This window comes from Vibrio sp. 1159 (assembly GCF_033340395.1).
Taxonomy (GTDB): domain Bacteria; phylum Pseudomonadota; class Gammaproteobacteria; order Enterobacterales; family Vibrionaceae; genus Vibrio; species Vibrio alginolyticus.
In genome coordinates, this window is sequence record NZ_JAWOWL010000018.1 from 59,556 (window position 1) to 82,768 (window position 23,213).

Consider the following 23,213-nt stretch of genomic DNA (forward strand, 5'->3'; position numbering starts at 1 on the left):
TGACTTAGCAATAAAAAAGGGGCGTAATGCCCCTAGTGTAACGAATGCTAGCCTGACTATCGACCACCAATTTCCGGGTGAGCGATTCGATAACACGGTTCGTAGTCTGAACCGCCAGGTAATTTCATTCGGTGCTGTTCGACAAAGTCTTTTAGCAACTTATCGAGTTTTTTCATGAGGACTGCGTCGCCATGAATGGTGAAAGGCCCTCTACGTTCTATTTCTCGAATACCTTCAGCCTTTACGTTACCTGCAACTATGCCAGAGAAGGCTTGACGCAAGTTGGCCGCTAAAACTTGCGGTTCTTGATCTAGGCTTAAATCCAATTGTTCCATCGACTCATGAGTAGGCTCGAATGGCAGTTGGAAGTTTGGCTCAATTTTCAATGACCAGTTAAAGCTGTACGCATCGCCTTTCTCTTTTCGGTGAAGGCGTACCGAGTCCATGGAGCGTTTCATAATACGAGCGACTTCTGCCGGGTCGTCAATGATGATCTCGTAGTGCTTTTGCCCTTCCTCACCAAGTGTGTCGCGAATGAACTCATCAATAGAGCGGAAGTACTCTTCACTCTCTTTTGGTCCTGTTAATACGATAGGCATTGGCTGATCGGCGTTATCCGGGTGCATCATGATGCCAAGAATGTACAGTAGCTCTTCCGCTGTGCCCGGGCCACCTGGGAAAATAACGATACCATGAGCCATACGGACGAAAGCTTCCAAGCGCTTTTCGATGTCGGGCATGATGACCAGCTCATTTACTATTGGGTTTGGTGGCTCGGCCGCAATAATCGAGGGTTCGGTTAAACCAAGATAACGTTGCTGAGTATAACGTTGCTTTGCGTGCCCAATTGCTGCACCTTTCATCGGCCCTTCCATTGCACCAGGGCCGCAACCTGTGCAGATGTTAAGTTCACGCAGGCCCAGTTCGTTACCCACTTCACGTGTGTACTGATACTCCACTCCATTGATAGAGTGACCACCCCAACATACGACAAGATTCGGTGCGATACCTGGAGTTAATGCTCTGGCATTACGAAGAATGCCGAACACGAGGTTCGTAATGTGAATTGGGTTAGTAAGGTTGAGCCGCTGGGCGTCTGCCAAATGCATGTTTACGTAAACGATATCACGCAATACGGAGAACAGATGCTCTTGGATACCTTTAATTATTTCGCCGTCAACAAAAGCGTGCTCTGGCGGATTAGTCAGCTCAAGCTTAATACCACGCTCACGACGCACGACGTTGACATCAAACGATTGGTATTTATCGAGCAGTTCTTTCGAGTTGTCGGTATGGCTACCGGAGTTCAACACCGCTAATGTGCAATTACGGTACAGCTGATAAAGTTCACTCGAGGCTGTGTTCTTTAAGCGCTCTACTTCTAGTTGAGATAGCAAGTCCATGCTACCAGCGGGGCTTATATGGGTAATCATAACGCCTCCTTGTGTTGCATTAATTTGAGGGAAAGTACCAACTTACCTTTTTGGTGTTATACGTATGGTTTGATGAAAGGTAGTTGGCCGATTTGGTTTTATGGTTATCAACTCCCAAGCAACCTCAAGATGATACATTTGCCTTTTATAAATACATCATCTTGAAGTGACTTGGGTTTTTACAGCTTAGCAGACTAAAAGGGAAGAAATGTGATAACTCGTTGAAAATGGGTGGTTATAAAGCGAAGATTGCACCAAACTTGGTTTGTTTGCTCGCTTTTTGTACGAATCTTAGCTCCAGTTAAGCTGGTTTGTTCCACGTTTTTTAGCGTCCGCAAGCATCTTGCCAAGACGATCGAGCACATACTCTGGCGTATCGGACTCTTTGAAAGACGTCGATACAGCAGCTAAGGTAATCATGATATTTTGCTCACGGAACTTAAAGGGTAATTGGCTAATATCACGCTGGATATGCTTAATCAGATCCAGTGTGTATTCTTCAGATTGTTCCGGGACGAGTAGAATAAACTCCTCGCCACCAAAGCGAGCTACTGTTTCCGTTTCTGATACGCGCTTGTTAATAGTACGAGCGATGATCTTCAGCGCTTTATCGCCAGCCGTATAACCATAGCTATCATTCACCGCTTTGAAGTTGTCTACATCAAATAGCACAACACGAAGGTTTTGCTGAGAGCGAATCCAACGGCGATACTCTAGCTCTAGTCGATCGTTAAATGCAGTGCGGTTATAAACTTTAGTCAGCGGGTCGAGCAACATGCGCTGAGCTTGGTCATCTAAGCGTCGACGATAATCTTGCGTAGTTTCAAATACCGCTTCGAGTTGGTTCTTACTGTAACTCAACCGTTCTTGCAGCGCTTGCTCTCGCTCTTCCGTCATTTTCAGTCGCTCTGTCAGCGACGCCATTTTTTCGAGAAGAGGCGTGATTTCTTTTTTCACAACCGCGATATCTTGAGCTTGATTAAGTGACTTTTGGCTTAATTCAACCAAGCTGTTCATTTCTGTGTTGAGCTCTTGGCGGTGTTCAAAGTAGGTATGATGCTGGTCGACGTTCTGATGAACTGTTTTTAGGTTACTTGCGAGAGAAGTGTTCAGCTGATCAAGGAATTGGCTAGACGCCTCGCGCTCGAACTTTGTTGCTTCGACAACCAATTTCAGCGTTGAGAGCGTAAGCTCAATGAGAGACTCGGCACTCACGCCAAGGAGCAACTTAGCGCGAATATCCAGCAATCTATCGCCTGATTCTCCCTCGAAATCCAGCTCTGTAATAGTATGTTGGAGGTCGCTGGCTAAGCACTCAAGCTGAGATCTGTCGGGATTGTTTTCAAATTCACTAAGATGTAGACGTGAATTAGACGTGATGATTTTCAGAGCGCGTTCGTAAATACTCAGTAGCTTAGTGGCTTGATCAGCTTTATTGCTGGCGTGAACTTCAGAGAAACTCATCAGGTTCCGTAGTTCACGTTTTAACTGCGCAGGTAAGCCCGTGACACGTTGCAGTGTTTCACCACTGTGCTTGATTTGTTCGTCAAGGTAACCGTTTTGTTTATCCATCGTCTTCGACTGCTGTTTGAGCATCCTCTCTAATACCGCTAAACGCGGGATAAGAGTGCTGATATCTTTTTGATGTTGCAGCTCTTGTTGGATTTCAAATAGGTAGTTGGATACCTGAGTATTCGAACCCTGGCAAGCTGAAGACAATGATGCCACAACGCGTTTAAGAACTTGTTGTTCACGTTTGAATTTGAGTGAAGTATCACGATGAGTCAGTCTGAGTTGGTCAAGTTGACAACTCAGCTGATGCAGCTGCGACTGAATATCGGATTCCAAGATTCCCATGAAGTGACTACGGTTAAGTCCATGTACTACTGACAATTATCTGATAATAACAAAAAACTTTATAGCGTCATTAGTTATTACGTTCAACAGGCGTTTAATTATCCATTTTTTAATATTTTCTTGATGTCGTCCTCATTCTTGTAGGACGAATGGATCTTGATCAGGCCTTGGCTAATGGCATGTTGACAGGCAGTTCTTATGTTACCTGTTGCAAAGCTAGCAGCAGGCGCATTATCGATGGCTTTTAAGAACACCCAGTGGCTTTGCTTATCCTTCAAGCTGACTTCTCGTGCGATGTGAGTAGCAAGCAATAACAGATCGAGTAATTCCTCATCGTTAATTGCAGTGTAGGCTCGGGGTAAGAACGGATAATCGCTGATGCCCATACGAATAATACGATTGACGTTGTGCTGCTGTGCGAACTCATCCACCCAAGTCTGGAATTTTTCGAACATGACTTCGGCAGAAGCATCACGGTCAGCATTCGGTTCTATGTAGAGTAAGTTCGCATCTGAGAAATGGTAAAGACGCGACGGTTTTTCTATTTTTTCCGCAAGGAAGTCGCCAAATGCCCGTTCTAGTTCTAGACCTGCCTTATAGCCGTTATGGACGTACATGCTTCGTAAGAATGGCAAATCGATCATAACAAAGCGTAGGCGATCATTAAGTGGTTCGTGGATCAATTCACCCATTTGCCATTGCTCGAAAGTTTCGCTCGACTTTTTCAATGAGCGAGAAAGCTTAACATTCAGCATACGCAAGTTACGTAAACGAGAGCGAGAGTGGGTGAAGAGGTCGTTACGCAGTTTTTCGATTTCACTTGCTTGGCGCTGCATAATGACACCGCGGCGCATAATGAACAAAAACATGACCAATACAGTAATAAACAATGCAAATGAGATTTTCTGGAATTTACGATGCTCTCTTTCCACTTGCTCTAAGCGTTCTGATTGACCGATGTAATGGATGGTTTGTTCGGCAAATTCTTTTTGCTGACGGAACGCATCTTCACTGATTTGGTTAAGCTGCTTTTGTTCTAGACGAACGAGGTTTGTGTATTTTTTATAAGCTTGCAGAGAAAGTTTGTATTCGCCTGCCTGCTCGTAACCCAACCCAAGTAAACGGTATGACTGCTGCTTAATGAAGTTGTTATTTTCAGGTGACTTTTCAGCAAGCGCTAACGCCAGCTTTGCGTTAGTAATGACGTCTTTACTGTCATTTTGATGATAAGCCAGACCTGACTGAAGCAGGGCAGCCTTTGCTTCAAGCTTAGGAATATTGGTGTATTCTAAAAGCTCTTTAGAGCGGTCTAAGTACTGCTCTGCTAGCGCGTAGTTATAGAGTTGTAGGTAGGTAGCCGCCAAGCTTAAGCGAATTTTAATGATTCTATTGATGTTCTTACTGGTACTTTCATGGTCAAGCACGTTGAAGTAATGCACTAACGCAAGGTTAAACTTACCCTGATAAAAGTAGATGTCGCCCATTTGCTCTAGGACGTCCGCTAGGATCGGAGAGCTAGGGTAAGAGTCATAAAAATCTGCGGCTTGGGATAAGTATTCGATCGCTTTGTCGTACACTCGTCGTTCCTGGAAGAGCCTAGCCAAAAGGCGATTCACTTTTGCTAATCTTGCACCACTGTTACTTTCAATAGATTGCCAATAACCGTATAGCAGTTCTGACAAAGCCAAATTGTACTTCTTGCTATTGAGGTAAAACTCGCCGACGGCAGTGTAGTAGTCGATCAAGGCTAACTCAGAGCGGCTATCGTCAAGCATGGTCTTTGCTTCAGAGTACAAGTTTTCCGCTTTAATGATATCGCCACTATGTGAAGCGAGGAGTGCTCTTTGCATCACTAGTCGGTAGCGAACGCTGTCGGTGCGTTGTAATACGGCATCGGCTTCATCGAGCTGTTGTTCAATTTGGTTAAGCGTGTCTTCCGCTTTTGAGTAGTTTTCGTCGTACATCCAAATCATTTGGTTGCGCATCAGCTGGAGATCTAAGTCCATGTACGGCAATTGATATTCTTGCGCTAAGCGTTCCGCTTTATTTAGGTGCTCGATAGCCGAACGAACATTACCCATGGCGTAATCTGCCTGAGCGATAATCTTGTGCGCTTCGATGGTGCTGCTTGGTGTGCGAACGCTACGATCTGTTTCGTCGCGAGACATGGCTGAAGGGCTGTCACTTTCTTTGCGTTCTGTTAGCTCACGCTGTGACAAATAGTTGGTTGCCGCTTGTTTTGCTTGTGATGGCTCTATTTCCGCCAATTGTTGTGCTTCGTTGAGTAACGCGGACGATAAAATGGTTGCATGAAGTGGCTGTACAAACAGCAAGCAAAGAAAGCCAATCAATTTGAATAGACGCGAACTGTCCCAAAACATCCTTTCGTTCCCTCGAACTGTTTTTAGATATGGCGATAACGGCGAAAAGCCTCAATTAGCCGTTTAAATGCGGGTTGAAGCCATTTGATATAGTAACATGCTTGGACAATAAAAACGTCCGGCAACCCTTTAGATTGCCGAACTTATTTCTGTTGCCTATGCGCTTACTGACGAGCCATACGGTGATTGTGAGCTGGCTTATCTTGTTCCGTTGAGCGGTAAGGGTTGATATCCAAGCCACCACGACGCGTATAGCGGGCAAATACGGTCAGTTTGCTTGGTTGGCAGTATTTCATTAGATCCGTAAAAATACGCTCTACACACTGTTCGTGGAACTCATTGTGCTCGCGGAAAGACACTAAGTAACGTAACAGCTTCTCACGATCTATTTTTGCGCCTTGGTAGCGAATTTCTACACTGCCCCAGTCGGGTTGGTTAGTGATCAAACAGTTTGATTTCAATAGGTGGCTATGTAGCACCTCTTCAACTTGTACTTCACCTGCTGCACCTTCAAGCAAATCGGCATCGAAATCGTAACTGGTGATGTTAATGTCTTGGTCATCAATACATTCACCGTCCATTGTTACGATAGGTTGATTGGTATAGTGGGTCACTGGATTCACCTCAACCAGCACCTTTTCACCTGCGCATTCAGAAAGGTCTTGTGTTAAACGCTCAGTCACTTCTTCCCAGCTTGCAAAGCGGGTTTGGTTATAGCTGTTTAAGTACAGTTTGAAAGACTTCGATTCAATCAAGTTTGCGCTGGTGGCTGGAATGTATACTTCGCCAACGGCCACTTGTGGTAAACCTTTACTATTTAACCAAGACAGTTCGTACAGCGTCCAAATGTCGTGCCCCATGAAAGGCAGAGTATCGCCTAACTGGAGGTCATCTCGGTTCAGGCTGCGAGGGACTGGTTGCAGCAAGCTTGGGTCATACTGGTTCGCATACTCGGTCGTTTTACCTAGTGTTAGGCCAGCAAGCTCTTTAGCGTCAGAATATTTGCTCATACTTTGTGGTCGTTTTCGATTAGAATGGCGAGAATTTTACTGAATCCGCTGGTCAATTGCCATCCGGCAAGTACGGCTATCTGATAAATAAGGAATGAGGAGACCTTCATGACCCCAAACGTTACTCAGGCGCTACAAGAGTTCAGCCTGCGCTACCAACAAGCTTGGCAAGCTAAGCACAATGAGTTGCCAAGCAGTGAAGAGCTTGCAGAGCTTGTTTCTCCTTGTGTCGAAGAGAAGCGTGATGGAAAGGTGCTTTGGAAAGCGGTCGCACGTGATGAAATGGCCGATTTCACCAATGTGGAAAATGCGATTGAGTTGTCACTGCAAGATGATGTTAAAGCCTTTTATGGTTCTCAATACTGCGCTGATATGGAGGCAACTTGGCAAGGTAATTCGTTGACGCTGCTGCAAGTCTGGAGCGATGACGATTTCGTGCGTCTACAAGAAAATATTCTTGGTCATTTGGTGACGCAGCGCCGCTTGAAACTTAAACCAACAGTATTTATCGCAGCGACAGATGAGGAAATGGATGTGATTTCTATTTGTAACCTCACTGGCAATGTGATTCTAGAGCGTTTGGGCACCTCTAAACGTGATGTATTGGCAGATTCATTGGTTGAGTTCTTGAATAAGTTAGAGGCTGCCGTCTAAGTATGTATGTTGTTGAGTTGCAGTTTGAGTGTTTTGATAACACCACCGTCAGCGCGGTAGACAAAGCCATTAATGGCTTGATGGATGCTCTGCGTTACAACGGCCAAGTATTAGGTCGTGAATTTCCGATAGTGATGGGAGAAGGTGAATTTTTCGTTCGTGTTGTTTGCCCAGAACAAGACAGCTTGCATCCACGTTATCACTCAGATTTCGTCAAAGTGTGCATGAACCGTTTGTCGGATGCGTCTTTGCTTGCTCCGAAAATGCGTATGCTGGGGCGTGATTTGAATTCAGAACAAGCAGCCGAAGAAGAGACACCTAGCTGGCAAGTGTTGTACACGACTTATGTTCATACGTGTTCGCCTTTGCGAAGTGGTGAAACCCTGTTGCCAATTCCTTTGTATCGTAATGAGCCAACACTTAATGGAGACCATAAAGCCGTCATTAAGTGGCAGACTGAGTGGCAAGCGTGTGATGAAATCCAAATGGCAGGGGGTTGCCGAGCGGAACATGCGGCGCTGCACGAAATTTGCGATGTGGATAGTGTGCTGTTTCGCCGAGGTTGGGACTTACGTGGCCGTATCGAATACATCACGAAGATCCCTACGTACTATTACCAGTATCGTGTCGGTGGTCAGTCGCTGGAGAGCGAGAAAGCGCGCAAGTGTCCAAAATGCGATGGCGAGTGGCTACTCGATGAGCCACTACATGACATATTTCATTTTAAGTGTGATGACTGCCGAATCGTGTCGAATATCTCTTGGGACCATCTTAAGTAGCGAATTGAAGCTACTTAAATGGGTAGATAGACAAATAGAAAGGGCTGATGTTTTCACATCAGCCCTTTTGTGTTTAGAACGTTTATGTTTAGAACGTTGTTTTCGGTCATGTTTTGAAAAGTGGGATTACCAACCTTTCACAACACCGCCTTTGAACAGCTCTTTTGCCGCTTCGTAAACTTCTTCCGTTTGGTAAGCTTTTACGAAGTTTTGTACGTTTTGCGCATTAACATTTTCTTCGCGAGCGACAATTAGGTTTACGTATGGTGAGTCTTTATCTTCAACGAACACGCCGTCACGCTCTGGCGATAGGTCGATAGAGCTTGCGTAAGTGGTGTTGATGATAGATAGCGTTACGTCATCCAGTGAACGTGGAAGCTGTGGGGCTTCTAGTTCAATGATTTCGATATTTTTAGGGTTGCCTACGATGTCACGTACTGTAGCGAGTAGACCAACGCCATCACGTAGCGTAATCAAACCTTGTTGCTCAAGAAGCAGTAGTGAGCGACCTAGGTTAGTTGGGTCGTTTGGTACTGCGATGCGTGCGCCATCTTGAATTTCATCAATTGATTTTACTTGCTTTGAGTAACCAGCAATAGGGTAAACGAATGAGTTACCCGCGATAGCCAGTTTGTAGCCGCGGTCTTTCACTTGTTGGTCTAGGTATGGTTTGTGTTGGAACGCATTCGCGTCTACTGAACCATCATCCAGAGCGGCGTTTGGTGTTACGTAATCGGTAAATGTTACTAGCTCAACGTCTAGGTTGTATTTCTCTTTTGCTACTTTAGCGGCCACTTCGGCTACTTGTGCTTCAGCACCAGCAATAACGCCAACTTTTACTTTGTTTACGTCTACTTCTTTGTCGCCGCAACCCGCTAGAGCAAGAGCAGAGGCGGCCGTTGCTACAGTCAAAAGACCTTTAAGGCTAAATTTCATCTTTATCTCCTTATAATTTGTATTTTTGATGCTTATCTGTGGTCTACACGGCGCACCACTGCGTCGCCGATAGACTGAATAATCTGTACTAGAACAATCAACATCACGACAGTCACGGCCATGATAGTTACATCGTAGCGGTGGAAACCGTAACGGATGGCTACGTCGCCTAGGCCGCCGCCGCCTACCGTACCCGCCATAGCTGAGTAGCTAACGAGAGTGACCAAGGTAATCGTTACTGAGTTAACAATAGTCGGCATTGCTTCAGGTAGTAGAACTTTTGTGATGATCTGTGTTGGTGTCGCCCCCATTGACTGCGCTGCTTCCACCAAGCCTGTCGGTACTTCTAATAAAGCACCTTCAATAAGACGAGCGACAAAAGGAATGGCGCCAATAGTCAGTGGGACGATTGCTGCGGTTGTACCGATAAAGGTTCCAACTAGCATTTTTGTCACTGGAATAATCGCAACCATCAGTACGAGGAATGGCACAGAACGACCAATGTTAACGATAGCGCCTAAGCCGCTATTTAGTTTGGTGTTTTCAAGTAGGCCGCCTTTCTTAGTAATATGGAGGATTACGCCTAATGGAATACCCACAGCAAAGCCGACTAATCCGGCAACCGCAACCATGTAAAGCGTTTCCCACGTTGCACCTAAAAGTAGTTTGCTGTTTAAACTCAGCCATTCAGAAATCGTATTAAAGGACATAACCAAGTACCTCTACTTTTACGTTGTGCTTACGCAGGTATTCAAGAGCTGCGTTGTCATCTTCTTCGTTACCAAATAGCTCTGCGACCATCATGCCGAATTTCACGCCACCAGCGTAATCAAGGTCGGAACTCAAAATACTCACATCAATATTGTATTTACGAGAAATTTGCGACATTAACGGTGCATCGACGGTTGCGCCAGTAAACTCTAAGCGAACCAACGGGTAGCTGCCATCAACACGCTCTGCTTGCAGACGTGCTTGGTAATCTTCAGGAATGGAAAGATCCAGTGTTGAGCGAATGAATTGGTGCGCCAGCTCCGTTTTAGGGTGCGCAAAAATATCGCCAACGGTGCCTTTTTCCACCAGCTCACCACCACCGATGATTGCTACTTCGTGACAGATACTTTTTACGACTTCCATTTCGTGAGTGATAAGTAAAATCGTGATGTTGAGTTTGCGGTTGATCTCTTTCAATAACTCAAGGATAGATTGAGTTGTTGCCGGATCTAGTGCGCTAGTGGCCTCATCACAAAGCAGCACGCTAGGATCGGATGCCAATGCACGAGCAATTGCCACACGCTGTTTTTGGCCGCCACTTAAGTTAGATGGGTAGCTCTCGTGTTTGTCGGCTAAGCCTACAAGCTTTAGCAACTCAGTTACTTTTGTTGTGATTTGCGATTTGTCTTTACCTGCCAGTTCTAGGGGTAATGACACATTATCAAACACAGTACGAGACGAAAGCAGGTTAAAGTGCTGGAAGATCATGCCAATGTTACGGCGTGTTTCGACTAGTTGTTTTTTACTGAGTTTGGTTAGATCTACACCATCAACGATGATGGAACCAGAGGTCGGTGCTTCTAGCATGTTGACACAGCGGATCAGCGTACTTTTACCAGCACCTGATGAACCGATAACACCAAAGATGGTGCCTTTGTCGATGTGTAGGTTAATGTCTTTCAGGGCAAGGATTTCCTTACTGCCTTGGTAGAACACTTTATTGACGTTTTTTATTTCTATCATGTTTCAACCTGCCCAAAGATACGGGGAACTTCGCTGTCAAAAACGGCCTTTGACAGAACTTAATGTTGAGCTTTATCTCAATTTTCAGTTGATGCTATGGGTTAAGCAGAATGAAGTCAATAGATATTTTTACGTCTAGACGTCTAAATGTATGGATGTTCTGTTTTGAAACGAAGATGTATAGATAACAAGCAGGAGGTAGACGGCGGGGCACCCTCAGATTTACCGATTCTTGCCCAACAAATCAACCGTTTTGTCGAGGCCTAGAATGAATTAGATAGTGTTGAAGTTTATAAGGTATGTAATAATCTGATTAAACCGAGTTAATAGAGAAATACGTTTTGGCAAAACCTGCTGTTTTTATCGATCGTGATGGCGTAATAAACGTTGACCACGGCTACGTTCATGACGAACATGATTTTGAGTACATTGATGGTGTATTTGAAGCGACGAAAGCGCTAAAAGATAAAGGCTACCTTCTAGTGTTAGTGACGAATCAATCGGGCATCGCACGCGGTAAATTCAGTGAAGACCGTTTCTTGTCTCTGACTCAATGGATGGATTGGAACTTTGCTGATAATGGTGTTGAGTTCGATGGTATCTATTACTGTCCACATCATCCAGAACATGGCATTGGCGAGTACAAGCAAGATTGTGAGTGCCGTAAGCCAAAACCAGGCATGTTCATTTCTGCGCGTGACTTCTTGAAGATCGACATGGAGAAATCTGTGATGATCGGCGATAAAGCTGAAGACATGATGGCAGCAGAAGCGGCAGGCGTTGGCACTAAGATTTTGGTTCGCACTGGTAAGCCAGTAACAGAACAGGGCGAAGCCATTGCAACGGTAGTATTAGATAGCATTGCAGATGTGCCTGCGTACTTAAACAAGTAATCTGCATTACTGACTGAGTTAAGGGAAGCCACTGCTTCCCTTTTGTTTGATTCCTTCTTTTAGTCTGAACACTTATGAGCAAAAAACTCACCATTCTTGATATCGCAAAATTGGCAGGCGTGGGCAAATCGACAGTAAGCCGTGTGCTTACTAACGATCCAAAAGTGAAACCGCAAACGCGTGAGAAGGTAGAGCAAATCATTCGTGAATCAGGCTACGTCCCATCAAAGTCGGCGCAGTCGATGCGTGGTGGCAGTCAAAAGGTTATTGGGGTTATCATCTCCCGTTTAGATTCACCATCAGAAAATCGCGCCGTTGGTACCATGCTCAATGCTTTGTATTCCGCTGGTTATGATGCGGTGATCATGGAGAGCCAATTCGATCGCGATAAAACCAATGAGCATTTGGATGTGCTTAAACGTCGCAACGTCGATGGGGTGATCGTGTTTGGCTTTACTGGATGTGATGAGCGAGCATTGGCGGAGTGGGGGAATCGTATCGTCGTGATCGCGATGGACACGCAAATGGTTTCCTCGATCAACTACGATAACCAAGGTGTGATAGACATGGCTTTGTCTCACCTTGAGCAGCAATCTTTATCTCGCATTGCTTATATTGGTGTTGATCCTGAAGACAAAACCACTGGCTTAGCTCGTCTAAATGCTTATAAAGCTTGGTGTCAACGCAAGCAAATTGCACCTTGTTTCCAAACGGGTAAGTTGAGCCATGAAAGTGCTTATCAGTTGGTAGACAAAGTCCTTCAATCTGATACTCAGGCCATCGTGTGCGCCAGTGACACCATCGCGTTGGGCGTGATTAAGCGTCTTCAAGAGTTAGGCCGTGAAGACGTGGTTGTGACAGGTGTTGGTGGTAATGAATTGCTCTCTTTCCTTTTCCCTAAAGTATTTAGTGTCGACCCAGGTTATACCCTTGCAGGTGAGAAGTCCGCTAACATGCTGATCAATCAATTAAATGGTGATGAGGAAGTGGTTCACTTTACTCAACAGCCTATCGTTTGTTAATCCACACTAAAACGATCTGCTCTAAAATTATACTGTGATCATTCTCAATTAATGGGACTGTTCCCATTTTGTTTTTTGTCTTCGAATGGCAATATTAAAATTAAGAAATGGGAATGTTCCCATTTATAAAAACAAAATGATGAATCGAATGTATCCAATACAGGGTGGACAAAGTTATGAGTAAGATTGCGCGTAAAGACGTGGAGCGTCTTATTGAGCTGGTCGGGGGGCCGGACAATATTGCCAGTGTAAGTCACTGTTTAACTCGCTTGCGTTTTGTTCTAAATGATACGGACAAAGCAGATACGAAACAGTTAGAAACATTACCGATGGTGAAGGGCTGTTTTACCAACGCAGGCCAGTTCCAAGTGGTTATCGGTACTGAAGTGGATGAAGTTTACAAGGTACTGATCGGACTGACGGGTAAAAGTGAAGCCAGCAAAGACGAAGCGAAGAACGCTGCTCGTCAAAACATGAATATCGTTGAGCGTGGTATTTCCCACCTTGCAGAAATCTTTGTACCACTGCTACCAGCGATCATCACCGGTGGTCTGATCCTTGGTTTCCGTAACGTGATTGGCGACATCAAGATGTTTGATGGTCAAACGCTAACGGAAATCAGCCAGTTTTGGGCAACTGTACACTCTTTCTTATGGCTGATTGGTGAGGCGATCTTCTTCTTCCTACCAGTTGGCGTATGTTGGTCGACAGTGAAAAAGCTCGGCGGTACTCCGATTCTGGGTATCACGCTTGGTGTAACATTGGTTTCGCCGCAGTTGATGAACGCCTACCTGATTGGTAAGCAAGTACCCGAAGTGTGGGATTTTGGCTTATTCGCCATCGAAAAAGTGGGCTATCAGGCGCAAGTGATTCCAGCAATGCTTGCTGGTATGGCTCTGGCGTTTATTGAAACCAACTTAAAACGCATCATTCCGTCTTACCTTTACCTAGTGGTCGTGCCGTTTGTCTCTATCATCGTGTCTGTGATTCTTGCGCACTCTATCATTGGCCCATTCGGTCGTATGTTGGGTGATGGTGTTGCTTTCGCAGCAAAAGCAGCCATGACAGGTGACTTCGCAATGATTGGCTCAACCATCTTCGGCTTCCTATACGCGCCATTGGTCATTACTGGTATTCACCACACAACCAACGCGGTTGACCTTCAATTAATGCAAGAGCTAGGCGGCACGCCAATTTGGCCTCTGATTGCGCTTTCAAATATTGCTCAAGCGTCTGCGGTTGTCGGCATCATTATCATCAGTAAAAAACATGGCGAGCGTGATATCTCAGTACCTGCGGCTATCTCTGCTTACCTTGGTGTGACCGAGCCGGCGATGTACGGCATCAACTTGAAATACAAGTTCCCAATGCTGAGCGCGATGATCGGTAGTGCGTGTGCTGCTGCTATTTGTGGTAGTGCGGGCGTAATGGCGAACGGTATCGGTGTGGGCGGTTTGCCGGGCATCTTGTCTATCCAACCGCAGTTCTGGGGCATTTTTGCTTTGGCTATGTTAGTCGCAATGCTAGTACCTGCTGCATTAACGTTAATTCTTTATAAGCGTGCACAAGCCAAAGGTGAGCTTGAGCCTGCAAACGCGTAATTCTATTTGAGGCAGTGACTTGGCTGCCTCCTCCTATTTTTCTTTTCAAATTTTAAGTTTCCGATTACTGGTAAGTGAGTGTTAGAAATGGCTATGACCAAGCATGATGAGAGCTGGTGGAAAACCGCAACCATCTATCAAATTTACCCAAAAAGCTTTTGTGACAGTGGCAGTAAAGGCACGGGCGACATCAAAGGGATCATTTCTAAGCTGGATTATCTTAAGCATCTTGGTGTGGATGCGATTTGGCTGACGCCGGTTTACCAATCGCCAATGATCGACAACGGTTATGACATATCCGATTACTACTCGATCAACCCTGAGTTCGGCACTATGGAAGATTTCGATACTTTGCTAGCAGAAGCGCATCAGTTGGGTATTCGTATCATCATGGACATTGTAGTGAACCACACGTCGACAGAACACAAGTGGTTCCAATCCGCACTGGGTGATAAAAACAGCCCATACCGTGATTACTACATCTGGAAAGATCCGGTAGATGGTGTAGAACCAAACAACTGGCAATCTAAGTTTGGTGGTAACGCTTGGGCGCTGGATGAAAAAACAGGCCAGTACTATTTGCACCTTTTTGCTAAAGAGCAAGCGGACTTAAACTGGGAAAACCCAGTAGTGCGTGAAGAAGTGAAAGAAGTCATCAACTTCTGGGCAGACAAAGGTGTCGATGGTTTCCGTCTCGACGTTATCAACCTGATTTCCAAGCAGCAAGATTTTCCAAGTGACGATATTGGTGATGGTCGTCGTTTCTACACGGATGGTCCACGTGTGCACGAATACCTTCAAGAGATTAGCGAATCTGTGTTTCAAAAATACGGCAGCGTGACGGTGGGTGAAATGTCTTCCACTACGCTAGAGCACTGCCAGCAATATTCTTCGCTAGACGGCAAAGAGCTATCCATGGTGTTCAACTTCCATCATCTGAAAGTCGATTATCCAAATGGTGAAAAATGGACCAAAGCGCCGTTTGATTTCATTCAGTTAAAACAGATCTTCAATCATTGGCAAACGGGCTTAAATGGCAAAGGGTGGGGGGCGCTGTTCTGGTGTAACCACGACCAACCACGCGTTGTGAGCCGATTAGGTAACGACGAGCAATACCGTGTTGAATCTGCCAAGATGCTTGCGGCATCGGTACACATGATGCAAGGTACGCCTTATGTCTACCAGGGGGAAGAGATCGGCATGACCAACCCGGGTTATACCGAAATCAGCCAATATCGTGATGTTGAAAGTACTAACATGTACGACATCATGGTCAACCGTGATGGTGTATCTCATGACGATATGATGGCGATCTTGGCACAGAAGTCGCGTGATAACTCACGTACACCAATGCAATGGAACAGTGCAAAACACGCGGGCTTTACTGAGGGCACGCCGTGGCTTGAAGTGGCGCAGAATTACTCTGAAATCAATGCTGAAGCTGCGGTTGCCGATTTGAACTCGGTGTTCTACTTTTACAAGCGTCTGATTGAACTGCGTAAACAGGTTCCAGTCATCACCGATGGCCGTTACGAGGACCTGCTGCCAGAGCACAAACGTATTTTCGCTTACGCTCGTCAGAACGATAAGCAAACGCTGCTGTGTATCAATAACTACTACGCTGAAGAGGTGGAATGCGTTCTGCCAGAACGTTTTGATATGAGTAAGGCGAAAAACTTGCTATCTAACTATCAAAACTCAGCGAGCGCAGTCGCGTCAAACCATCAAGTGTTACGACCTTACGAAACTCGTATTTTATTGATAGAAGAATAAACTCGGGTGTCATCACCCCTAAGATTGATGTTCGAGATGAAGGCTTTGGTGTGCTCCCCAAAGCCTTCTTTTATTGAGATATCTATAAAAAATGCAAGCTTATTTTGTTTCAATCGCTGTTAGCTGCACTTTCTCTTCGTTGATTTGTACTTGTTGTACTTTCAGCAGTTCAATTTGTTCTATCAGACCTAAGCTCGGATTAAACCAACGTTCTGCCGAAGTGGCGAACTCCATTGAGTCCATATCATCACAGTTTAGGTTGTAGATGTTCTCTTCCATCAGGTATGCCGCTTCAATTTTCTTGCCTGAGATCGAGAACGCTTTACGCACGCCAGTTTCTCGGATTTGCTGTTGCCAAACCACTTGGCAAGATGCTGTCATAGGAAGGTTTTGTACCCACTCATGCTCTACAAAACGGTCTAGTAGGTTGTGAACTGAGTAGCCTGTAAGAGTGGTTTGCAGATACATAGTTTCTTCACCGATGTCAATATTCGGGCTTTTCTCTTTTACGTCGTCACCGTTTAGGCGGAAAATCGGACCGCTGTGCATAAGCATGGCAATAAACTGATGACTAATGAAATAAGCGTCAGTGATTTCATGGAGTGCACCATCTGATCCTGCAAAGTAAAGCGTATTGCTCTCTTCGTCGTCGTTGTACTGCTCGTCTGAATAGTAGAACTGTTCGGCGCCGTAGTTCACCAAGTCATTAACCAACTGGACCATTGCCTCGCTGTTTGGGAGTTGTGCCAATGCTGCCAATATTTGCTCGCGATCCATCGCTTGGAAGCTCAGTTTCATGTCGCCCTCTGGTTGGCCATCCAAGCTAAACGAATAGCTCAATTGTGTGTTTGGTACAGGAGCGAAAATGGAGTTGTGAATCGAGACGTCGAAACTTTCTTGAGGCACTTTGTTTGGATTCGCACTGCCAGAAGACGAACCTCCGCCACAGCCGTAAAGAGCCAGAGTTGCTGCTGCGATAAGCGTCATTTTGTTTAGCATGGTTTACATTCCTGATTGATAAGGCCGCTTCATGTTGGGCCGTTGCTTGAATGCGAGCATGCTAAGTTCAGTGAGAGAAAAAGGGCAAAAAACAAAAGATAACAGGGGTTAATGACAGCTTAATTTTATATTTAGGTCTTTGTTTTATTTGGGGTTATTTCGTTGGCTACGTTAGTGCAATACTCGTTAATGAGCGCTTTCCATCGGCTTATGATTTCTTGATCGGTCACACTAACATGCAACGTTTTCCACGGTTGGAGGCAAGTCTCTTTTGATTCAGATTGAGAAAGACGCTCAAACAAGGTTTCGGAAGGTAAAACGCGCAGGAGCGCCACCAGTGATTCCATGTAGTTGAGACGGAACTGTTCAAGTTTGTTCTGCATATAAGCAATGTGAGACACAAAGGTATAAATCAGTGCGTTTTGGATACGTGAGTCGCCATCTGGTGTCGTTAACAGAGCTTTTGCCCTGTCTAAGTTACCTAATTTGAAATGCAATAGACCTAACCAGAGGCTCAGCTCATCTGGCAAAACATCAAACGACGATTGTACTTGAGTTAAATACGCTTCCAGCTTTTGATGTTCGTGCTCGTATAAGGCGAGATGTCTTGCCGTTGTTATAGCCGCAAACTCATCAGATTGTCGGAGAGGTTGGCTAGAAAAGGCATTCTCGAATAACATTTTTTTGTGAATATCCGAAAGCTGCCACGTACTTGCCGAAGGTGCAGGCAGATTGAAGTATTGCGCGACATCCGAGTGCATTTGGAAAATATCCGATTGTAAGGCAGATAAACGCAGTGTGTACTCATTGCGAAACGCCAACTTGCCCGTCGCAGGATAAATAAGGTTCATCTGCGCTTTCAAGATGCCCTGTTTTGTGCCGTCTTTTAACTCGATATTGAGCTCGTAGTCGCTGGTCTGCATGTTTCGTGCGCCAGGGAAATATGGCGTATGACCGATAGGATCAAGAAAGTAACTGGGAGCATCTTGGTTGGCGATGTCGGTGTATGGATATTCGACTTGTTGTTGCAGCAAGATGGCTTTGACCAGTATGCGGTATTTTCGCGCCTGAGAGCCGATTGAATCGACACGGTTGAGTAGTAGCTCGACTTTGGGAATCAGTAGTTGATGACGCGTTTGTTGTGTTGAGATTTCTTGGCGTTGCCATAACAAGCTTGCGAGCGTCATGCTACATACCGCAAGTATGGCACATAAGCTGTAAGCGAAAATCAGCTTGAAGTTCTTATTACTCGCCACCTGGGTTGAGATAACGCGCCGATGGTTTTTCGCTGGTGGCACTAAACGAATATTGGCAGGGTTAAGAAAGTAGCCTTTGCGGGGGTAAGTGACTAAAAGCTTAGCGGCATCGTATTCGGGTAAGTACTGCTGTAGCAGTGCACGTAAGGTGCTAATGCGGTTCGTGAGCACATTCTTAGAGATGAACTTGCTTTGCCAAATGGTTTCAATAATGGTGTCAGCAGAGAGTGGGTGGCCAACGCTTGTTAACAGCAGTTCTAATAATTCAACGGTGCGAGGTTCAAGATCAATCGCGATAGCATCTTGATGAAGGCTCTGTGTCTTCGGGTTATAGATCAGCTCTCCAATCGCAATACAACTGTGAGTCTGTTTAGCTTGTTGCAGAAAGTCGCGCATACCGTACCGATCTATTTGGAAATCGCGAAGTATTATATAGCGATTGGAGCGCGAAATCTTATAAATCGCGCTTCAATCATTATCAAAAATTTATGAACCGTAGGTCACGGAATAGCGGTGCGGTTTGTGGTTCATCGCTAACACGACATTGAGTGCAAACGCCCCCAAAATTGAAAGGCCAATCACTTCTGGTGTGACAAAGAAGAATGAAGCAAACAGGATACATGCATCGATTGCCATTTGGCTTTTGCCAACTGAAATGCCAAATTTGTCTTGGATAAACAAACACAGCACGTTAAAGCCACCTAAGCTGGAGCGATGTCTGAATAGGATCAGCATACCGAGCCCCATTAAAAGCCCGCCTGCGACGGCGCAATAAACTTCATTTACCGATTCGAGCGAGATTAGCAAATAAAGATGATCGGCAAAGATAGAAACCAACGCGCCAGAAATGGCACTATTAATGGCGAAATGACGGCCGAAGCGTTTCCATGCTAGTAAGTAAAAAGGACTGTTTGCTAAAAAGTACAGCACACCAAAGGTAAAAGGTGTAAATTGGCTAACAAGCAGAGCCAATCCAGTCGTGCCTCCCGTTAGAAGGTTCGCGGATTGGAGAAAGAAAACGCCTTGAGCTACTAAAAAGGTACCCGTGAGAATCGCTATCCAGTCTTCTTTTAATGAGTGTTTTTCCATCAATGTTGCAGTCATTAGTGATAAATAAGGCGTGCATAGTAGTAAAAAGATGATCTTTTCGGTAGCTAGAGGGTAAAATTTACGGTAAACCTATGTAATTGCTGTTTTACAGGGTGTAAAGCACAAATTTGACAGGCAATAGATTGTCGTTATGCGATTGCAATGCTGGCATGATAAACATTGCTTGTCATCATGAAAAAACTGCATGAGAAAAATTGTAAATTTCTCTTTATGACCTAAATCAAATTATGTAGAATGCGCGCCATTAGGGTGACGAAAACGTTTGCGTCGGGTCATTCAACAGTTTTTTTGCAACTTTCAGTACTAATCTGAGTCAGGAGATACAGATGCTTAAGCGTGATATGAACATCGCAGATTACGATGCGGAACTGTTCGCAGCTATCCAGGAAGAAACTCTTCGCCAGGAAGAACACATTGAACTTATCGCTTCTGAAAACTACACAAGCCCACGTGTAATGGAAGCGCAAGGTTCTCAGCTAACGAACAAATACGCTGAAGGCTACCCAGGTAAGCGTTACTACGGCGGTTGTGAGTACGTAGATAAAGCTGAAGCACTAGCAATTGAGCGTGCATGCCAACTATTTGGTTGTGAGTACGCTAACGTACAGCCTCACTCAGGTTCTCAAGCAAACAGCGCAGTTTACATGGCGCTTCTTAACCCAGGCGATACAGTTTTAGGCATGAGCCTAGCGCACGGTGGTCACCTAACTCACGGTTCACCAGTAAACTTCTCTGGTAAGCACTACAACGTTATCCCTTACGGTATCGATGAAGCTGGTCAAATCAACTACGACGAGATGGAACAGCTAGCACTTGAACACAAACCTAAGATGATCATCGGTGGTTTCTCTGCTTACTCGCAAATCGTTGATTGGAAACGCATGCGTGAAATCGCTGACAAAGCAGGTGCTTACTTATTTGTTGATATGGCGCACGTAGCTGGTCTTATCGCTGCCGGTGAATACCCAACACCAGTACCGCATGCTCACGTGGTAACAACAACGACGCACAAAACACTAGCAGGTCCTCGCGGTGGTCTTATCTTGTCAAATGCTGGCGAAGATATGTACAAGAAATTGAACTCAGCAGTGTTCCCTGGTGGTCAAGGTGGTCCTCTAATGCACGTTATCGCTGGTAAAGCAGTAGCGTTCAAAGAAGCGATGGAGCCAGAGTTCAAAGCTTATCAAGCTCGCGTAGTGAAAAACGCAAAAGCAATGGTTGGTCAGTTCCAAGAGCGTGGCTACAAAATCGTATCTAACGGTACAGAAAACCACTTGTTCCTTGTTGACCTAATCGACAAAGATATCACTGGTAAAGACGCAGACGCGGCACTAGGTGCAGCAAACATCACTGTAAACAAGAACTCAGTACCAAATGACCCACGCAGCCCATTCGTAACGTCTGGTATTCGTGTAGGTACGCCAGCGATCACTCGCCGTGGCTTCACTGAAGAAGATGCAAAAGAGCTAGCAAACTGGATGTGTGACGTTCTAGATAACATCGGCAACGAAGAAGTTATCGAAGCGACTAAACAGAAAGTGCTAGAAATTTGTAAGCGTCTACCAGTTTACGCATAACTGCTTTTCATCGAGTGAGTCGATTTCGGTGTCGAACATACTCATTTGCTCGCGCAAACTCCGTGTGTTCTTCTAGAACGCGACTCATCTATTTTGAACGTTGATATACTAAAGGTCCTCAATTGAGGGCCTTTTTGTTTGTCTGGCGTTTGGAATGAGATATAGCGAGAGTGTGTGATAAGGGGATGGCTACCAACACTGTCCCTTTTCAATATATCGAAACCACGTCATTCCGACGAGCCTAGGCGAGATCAGGAATCTTGTTAAGGCACACTCTTTTACTCAGAGTTTCCCTAAAAATCATCAGTACTCTGAAAACTGATTCTGAATCACGCTCGTTCCTCGCTGTTCAGAATGACAGTGGTAGAATGGCTTTTTATCATCATTTGCCAGATGCAAAAAAGGTTGGCACTGAGCCAACCTTTCTTTTCAAAACAAGCTTTTCAAAACAAGCGAGAGCTTATTTAATCTCGATACCTTGAGCCTGCATATCGGCATGGTAAGAAGAGCGAACAAATGGACCACACGCTGCATGCGTGAAGCCAAGTTCTAGTGCAACTTCTTTTAGCTCGTCAAACTCTGATGGTGGAACGTAACGTTCTACTGGCAAGTGGTGACGGCTTGGCGCTAGGTACTGGCCTAGAGTCAGCATCGTTACGCCGTGTGCGCGTAGATCTTTCAGTACTTCGATGATTTCTTCTTTGGTTTCACCAAGACCCATCATCAAACCAGACTTGGTCGGTACATCGGGATGCTGCTCTTTGAACTTCTTAAGAAGCTCAAGTGACCATTTATAGTTCGCACCTGGGCGAGCTTTACGGTAAAGACGTGGCGCTGTTTCTAAGTTGTGGTTGAAGACATCTGGCGGATTGTCTTTCATTAGATCAAGCGCTACATCCATGCGACCACGGAAGTCAGGAACCAGTGTTTCAATCTTAATATGCGGGTTTAACGCACGGATCTCGCGGTTACAATCGGCAAAGTGTTGTGCACCGCCGTCACGCAGATCGTCACGGTCGACAGAAGTGATTACTACGTATTTCAGCTTCATATCGGCAATGGTTTTCGCCAGTTTTTGAGGCTCTTCTGCTTCCGGTGGTAATGGGCGGCCATGAGCAACGTCACAGAAAGGACAACGACGAGTACAAATAGCACCTAAGATCATGAAGGTTGCTGTACCGTGGTTAAAACATTCCGCTAGGTTCGGGCAAGATGCTTCTTCACATACGGAGTGAAGTTTATTCTTACGCATCGCCGCTTTGATGTCTTGAATTCGTTGGCTGTCGGCTGGTAGCTTGATCTTCATCCAATCAGGCTTACGTAGCACTTCTTTCTGCTCTGTAGGCATGTTCTTTACGGGAATCAATGCCATTTTATCGGCGTCACGATATTTAACGCCTTTTTCCATCTGGATTGGTTTGCTCATGCTTTATTACCTTGAGAAGGTGCTTCTGTGCTGAATTCTACTTGCTCATAATCGAGCAAAGTAACGAGTTCTTCTATTAATTGTTTTTCTACGGCTTCTACATTGTCTGGGCCGCCAAATTGGCTGACCTGAACCATTTCCATACCTTCATAACCACAAGGGTTAATACGCAGAAACGGTGTTAAATCCATATTTACGTTCAAGGCTAAGCCATGAAACGAGCATCCTTTACGAATGCGTAAACCGAGAGAGCATATTTTCTTACCGGCAACGTAGACACCTGGTGCGTCAGGTCGCGCGGCTGAGTCAATATTGTATGCTTTTAGCGTATTGATCACGAGGTTCTCGATTGTGGTAACGAGATCTCGTACACCTAATTTTTTACGGCGTAGGTTGATCAAGAAGTAGGCGACCAACTGACCAGGGCCATGATACGTAACCTGGCCTCCGCGATCACTTTGTACAACAGGAATATCGCCAGTGTTAATCAAGTGCTCAGCTTTACCTGCCTGTCCTTGCGTAAATACTGGGTTATGTTCTACCAACCAGACTTCATCACGGGTTTCTTCTGTGCGTTGGTCGGTGAACTCATGCATCGCCTTCCATACAGGCTCATAGTCTTGGCGGCCAAGTCGTTTTACAACAAGTTGGTGTTGCATGGGAATTCCTGTTGCTAATATATAAAGTTTTTGGATTATAAACCGGATAACCCTGATGCTCTACCGCTGCGTAACAGATTTTTAACTGAAAGCGATGTAAAGCCTCGTTATCT

The 23,213-nt window shown here is 45.3% G+C and carries 19 protein-coding genes; 7 read left to right on the forward strand and 12 right to left on the reverse strand.

Annotated elements, in window-relative coordinates; translation table 11 throughout:
* Positions 1-56 precede the first annotated feature (56 nt).
* The 4 genes from ppnN to queF all read right to left on the reverse strand — a co-directional run bounded on the left by ppnN (position 57) and on the right by queF (position 6,681).
* On the reverse strand, positions 57-1,433 hold the full coding sequence (ppnN, locus tag R7127_RS15065; RefSeq protein WP_005383611.1) for a nucleotide 5'-monophosphate nucleosidase PpnN: 1,377 nt from the start codon (positions 1,431-1,433) through the stop codon (positions 57-59).
* Positions 1,434-1,724: 291 nt separating this feature from the next.
* Positions 1,725-3,290 (reverse strand): sensor domain-containing diguanylate cyclase, encoded by a 1,566-nt coding sequence (locus R7127_RS15070; protein WP_005381978.1) that lies wholly within the window; start codon positions 3,288-3,290, stop codon positions 1,725-1,727.
* A 98-nt stretch (positions 3,291-3,388) separates the two neighbouring features.
* Entirely contained in the window at positions 3,389-5,671 is a 2,283-nt protein-coding gene (locus tag R7127_RS15075) for a tetratricopeptide repeat protein (RefSeq protein WP_017635678.1), read from the reverse strand.
* A gap of 164 nt (positions 5,672-5,835) precedes the next feature.
* Entirely contained in the window at positions 5,836-6,681 is an 846-nt protein-coding gene (queF, locus tag R7127_RS15080; RefSeq protein WP_005383608.1) for an NADPH-dependent 7-cyano-7-deazaguanine reductase QueF, read from the reverse strand.
* Positions 6,682-6,789: 108 nt separating this feature from the next.
* Between queF and syd the strand changes: the two genes are divergently transcribed.
* Together syd and R7127_RS15090 are read left to right on the forward strand one after the other, a co-directional pair.
* Positions 6,790-7,335, forward strand: coding sequence for a SecY-interacting protein (gene syd / locus R7127_RS15085; RefSeq protein ID WP_025768899.1), 546 nt, complete (start codon positions 6,790-6,792; stop codon positions 7,333-7,335).
* Positions 7,336-7,337: 2 nt separating this feature from the next.
* Positions 7,338-8,114 (forward strand): Zn-ribbon-containing protein, encoded by a 777-nt coding sequence (locus R7127_RS15090; protein WP_005383605.1) that lies wholly within the window; start codon positions 7,338-7,340, stop codon positions 8,112-8,114.
* Positions 8,115-8,240: 126 nt separating this feature from the next.
* Here R7127_RS15090 and R7127_RS15095 read toward each other — a convergent pair whose 3' ends face one another.
* The 3 genes from R7127_RS15095 to metN are packed head-to-tail and all read right to left on the reverse strand — an operon-like array spanning position 8,241 to position 10,784.
* Positions 8,241-9,050, reverse strand: coding sequence for a MetQ/NlpA family lipoprotein (locus R7127_RS15095; RefSeq protein ID WP_005381966.1), 810 nt, complete (start codon positions 9,048-9,050; stop codon positions 8,241-8,243).
* 32 nt (positions 9,051-9,082) lie between these two features.
* Positions 9,083-9,760, reverse strand: coding sequence for a methionine ABC transporter permease (locus tag R7127_RS15100; protein ID WP_005383604.1), 678 nt, complete (start codon positions 9,758-9,760; stop codon positions 9,083-9,085).
* Positions 9,750-10,784, reverse strand: a complete 1,035-nt coding sequence (gene metN, locus R7127_RS15105) for a methionine ABC transporter ATP-binding protein MetN (protein ID WP_172563355.1) — start codon at positions 10,782-10,784, stop codon at positions 9,750-9,752. The genes R7127_RS15100 and metN overlap by 11 nt, the downstream gene beginning before the upstream one ends.
* A 341-nt stretch (positions 10,785-11,125) precedes the next feature.
* Between metN and gmhB the strand changes: the two genes are divergently transcribed.
* From gmhB to treC, 4 genes are all read left to right on the forward strand, one after another.
* Positions 11,126-11,677 carry a D-glycero-beta-D-manno-heptose 1,7-bisphosphate 7-phosphatase gene (gene gmhB / locus R7127_RS15110; RefSeq protein WP_005381961.1) on the forward strand — a complete coding sequence of 184 codons (552 nt, stop codon included), beginning with the start codon at positions 11,126-11,128 and terminating at the stop codon, positions 11,675-11,677.
* A gap of 74 nt (positions 11,678-11,751) precedes the next feature.
* Positions 11,752-12,699 carry a trehalose operon repressor TreR gene (gene treR / locus R7127_RS15115; RefSeq protein ID WP_005381960.1) on the forward strand — a complete coding sequence of 316 codons (948 nt, stop codon included), beginning with the start codon at positions 11,752-11,754 and terminating at the stop codon, positions 12,697-12,699.
* A 176-nt stretch (positions 12,700-12,875) separates the two neighbouring features.
* Entirely contained in the window at positions 12,876-14,300 is a 1,425-nt protein-coding gene (gene treB, locus R7127_RS15120) for a PTS trehalose transporter subunit IIBC (protein ID WP_005383602.1), read from the forward strand.
* Positions 14,301-14,387: 87 nt separating this feature from the next.
* A complete protein-coding gene (gene treC / locus R7127_RS15125) occupies positions 14,388-16,073 on the forward strand; it encodes an alpha,alpha-phosphotrehalase (RefSeq protein ID WP_065274236.1) in 1,686 nt (561 codons plus the stop codon).
* Positions 16,074-16,172: 99 nt separating this feature from the next.
* On the opposite strand, the gene R7127_RS15130 is transcribed toward treC, so the two are convergent.
* From R7127_RS15130 to R7127_RS15140, 3 genes are all read right to left on the reverse strand, one after another.
* Positions 16,173-17,072, reverse strand: coding sequence for a hypothetical protein (locus tag R7127_RS15130; RefSeq protein ID WP_318148457.1), 900 nt, complete (start codon positions 17,070-17,072; stop codon positions 16,173-16,175).
* Between the two features lie 131 nt (positions 17,073-17,203).
* Positions 17,204-18,724, reverse strand: coding sequence for a transcriptional regulator (locus R7127_RS15135; protein ID WP_258514781.1), 1,521 nt, complete (start codon positions 18,722-18,724; stop codon positions 17,204-17,206).
* 90 nt (positions 18,725-18,814) lie between these two features.
* Entirely contained in the window at positions 18,815-19,417 is a 603-nt protein-coding gene (locus R7127_RS15140; protein ID WP_054579054.1) for a YitT family protein, read from the reverse strand.
* A gap of 347 nt (positions 19,418-19,764) precedes the next feature.
* Here R7127_RS15140 and glyA point away from each other — a divergent pair, with 347 nt between their 5' ends.
* Positions 19,765-21,015 carry a serine hydroxymethyltransferase gene (gene glyA / locus R7127_RS15145; protein WP_005381985.1) on the forward strand — a complete coding sequence of 417 codons (1,251 nt, stop codon included), beginning with the start codon at positions 19,765-19,767 and terminating at the stop codon, positions 21,013-21,015.
* A gap of 460 nt (positions 21,016-21,475) precedes the next feature.
* Here the strand turns inward: glyA and lipA are convergent, their stop codons facing one another.
* Positions 21,476-22,441, reverse strand: a complete 966-nt coding sequence (gene lipA / locus R7127_RS15150) for a lipoyl synthase (RefSeq protein ID WP_005391329.1) — start codon at positions 22,439-22,441, stop codon at positions 21,476-21,478.
* Positions 22,438-23,100, reverse strand: coding sequence for a lipoyl(octanoyl) transferase LipB (gene lipB / locus R7127_RS15155; protein ID WP_005384137.1), 663 nt, complete (start codon positions 23,098-23,100; stop codon positions 22,438-22,440). Before lipB ends, lipA begins: the two co-directional genes overlap by 4 nt.
* Positions 23,101-23,213: the final 113 nt, after the last annotated feature.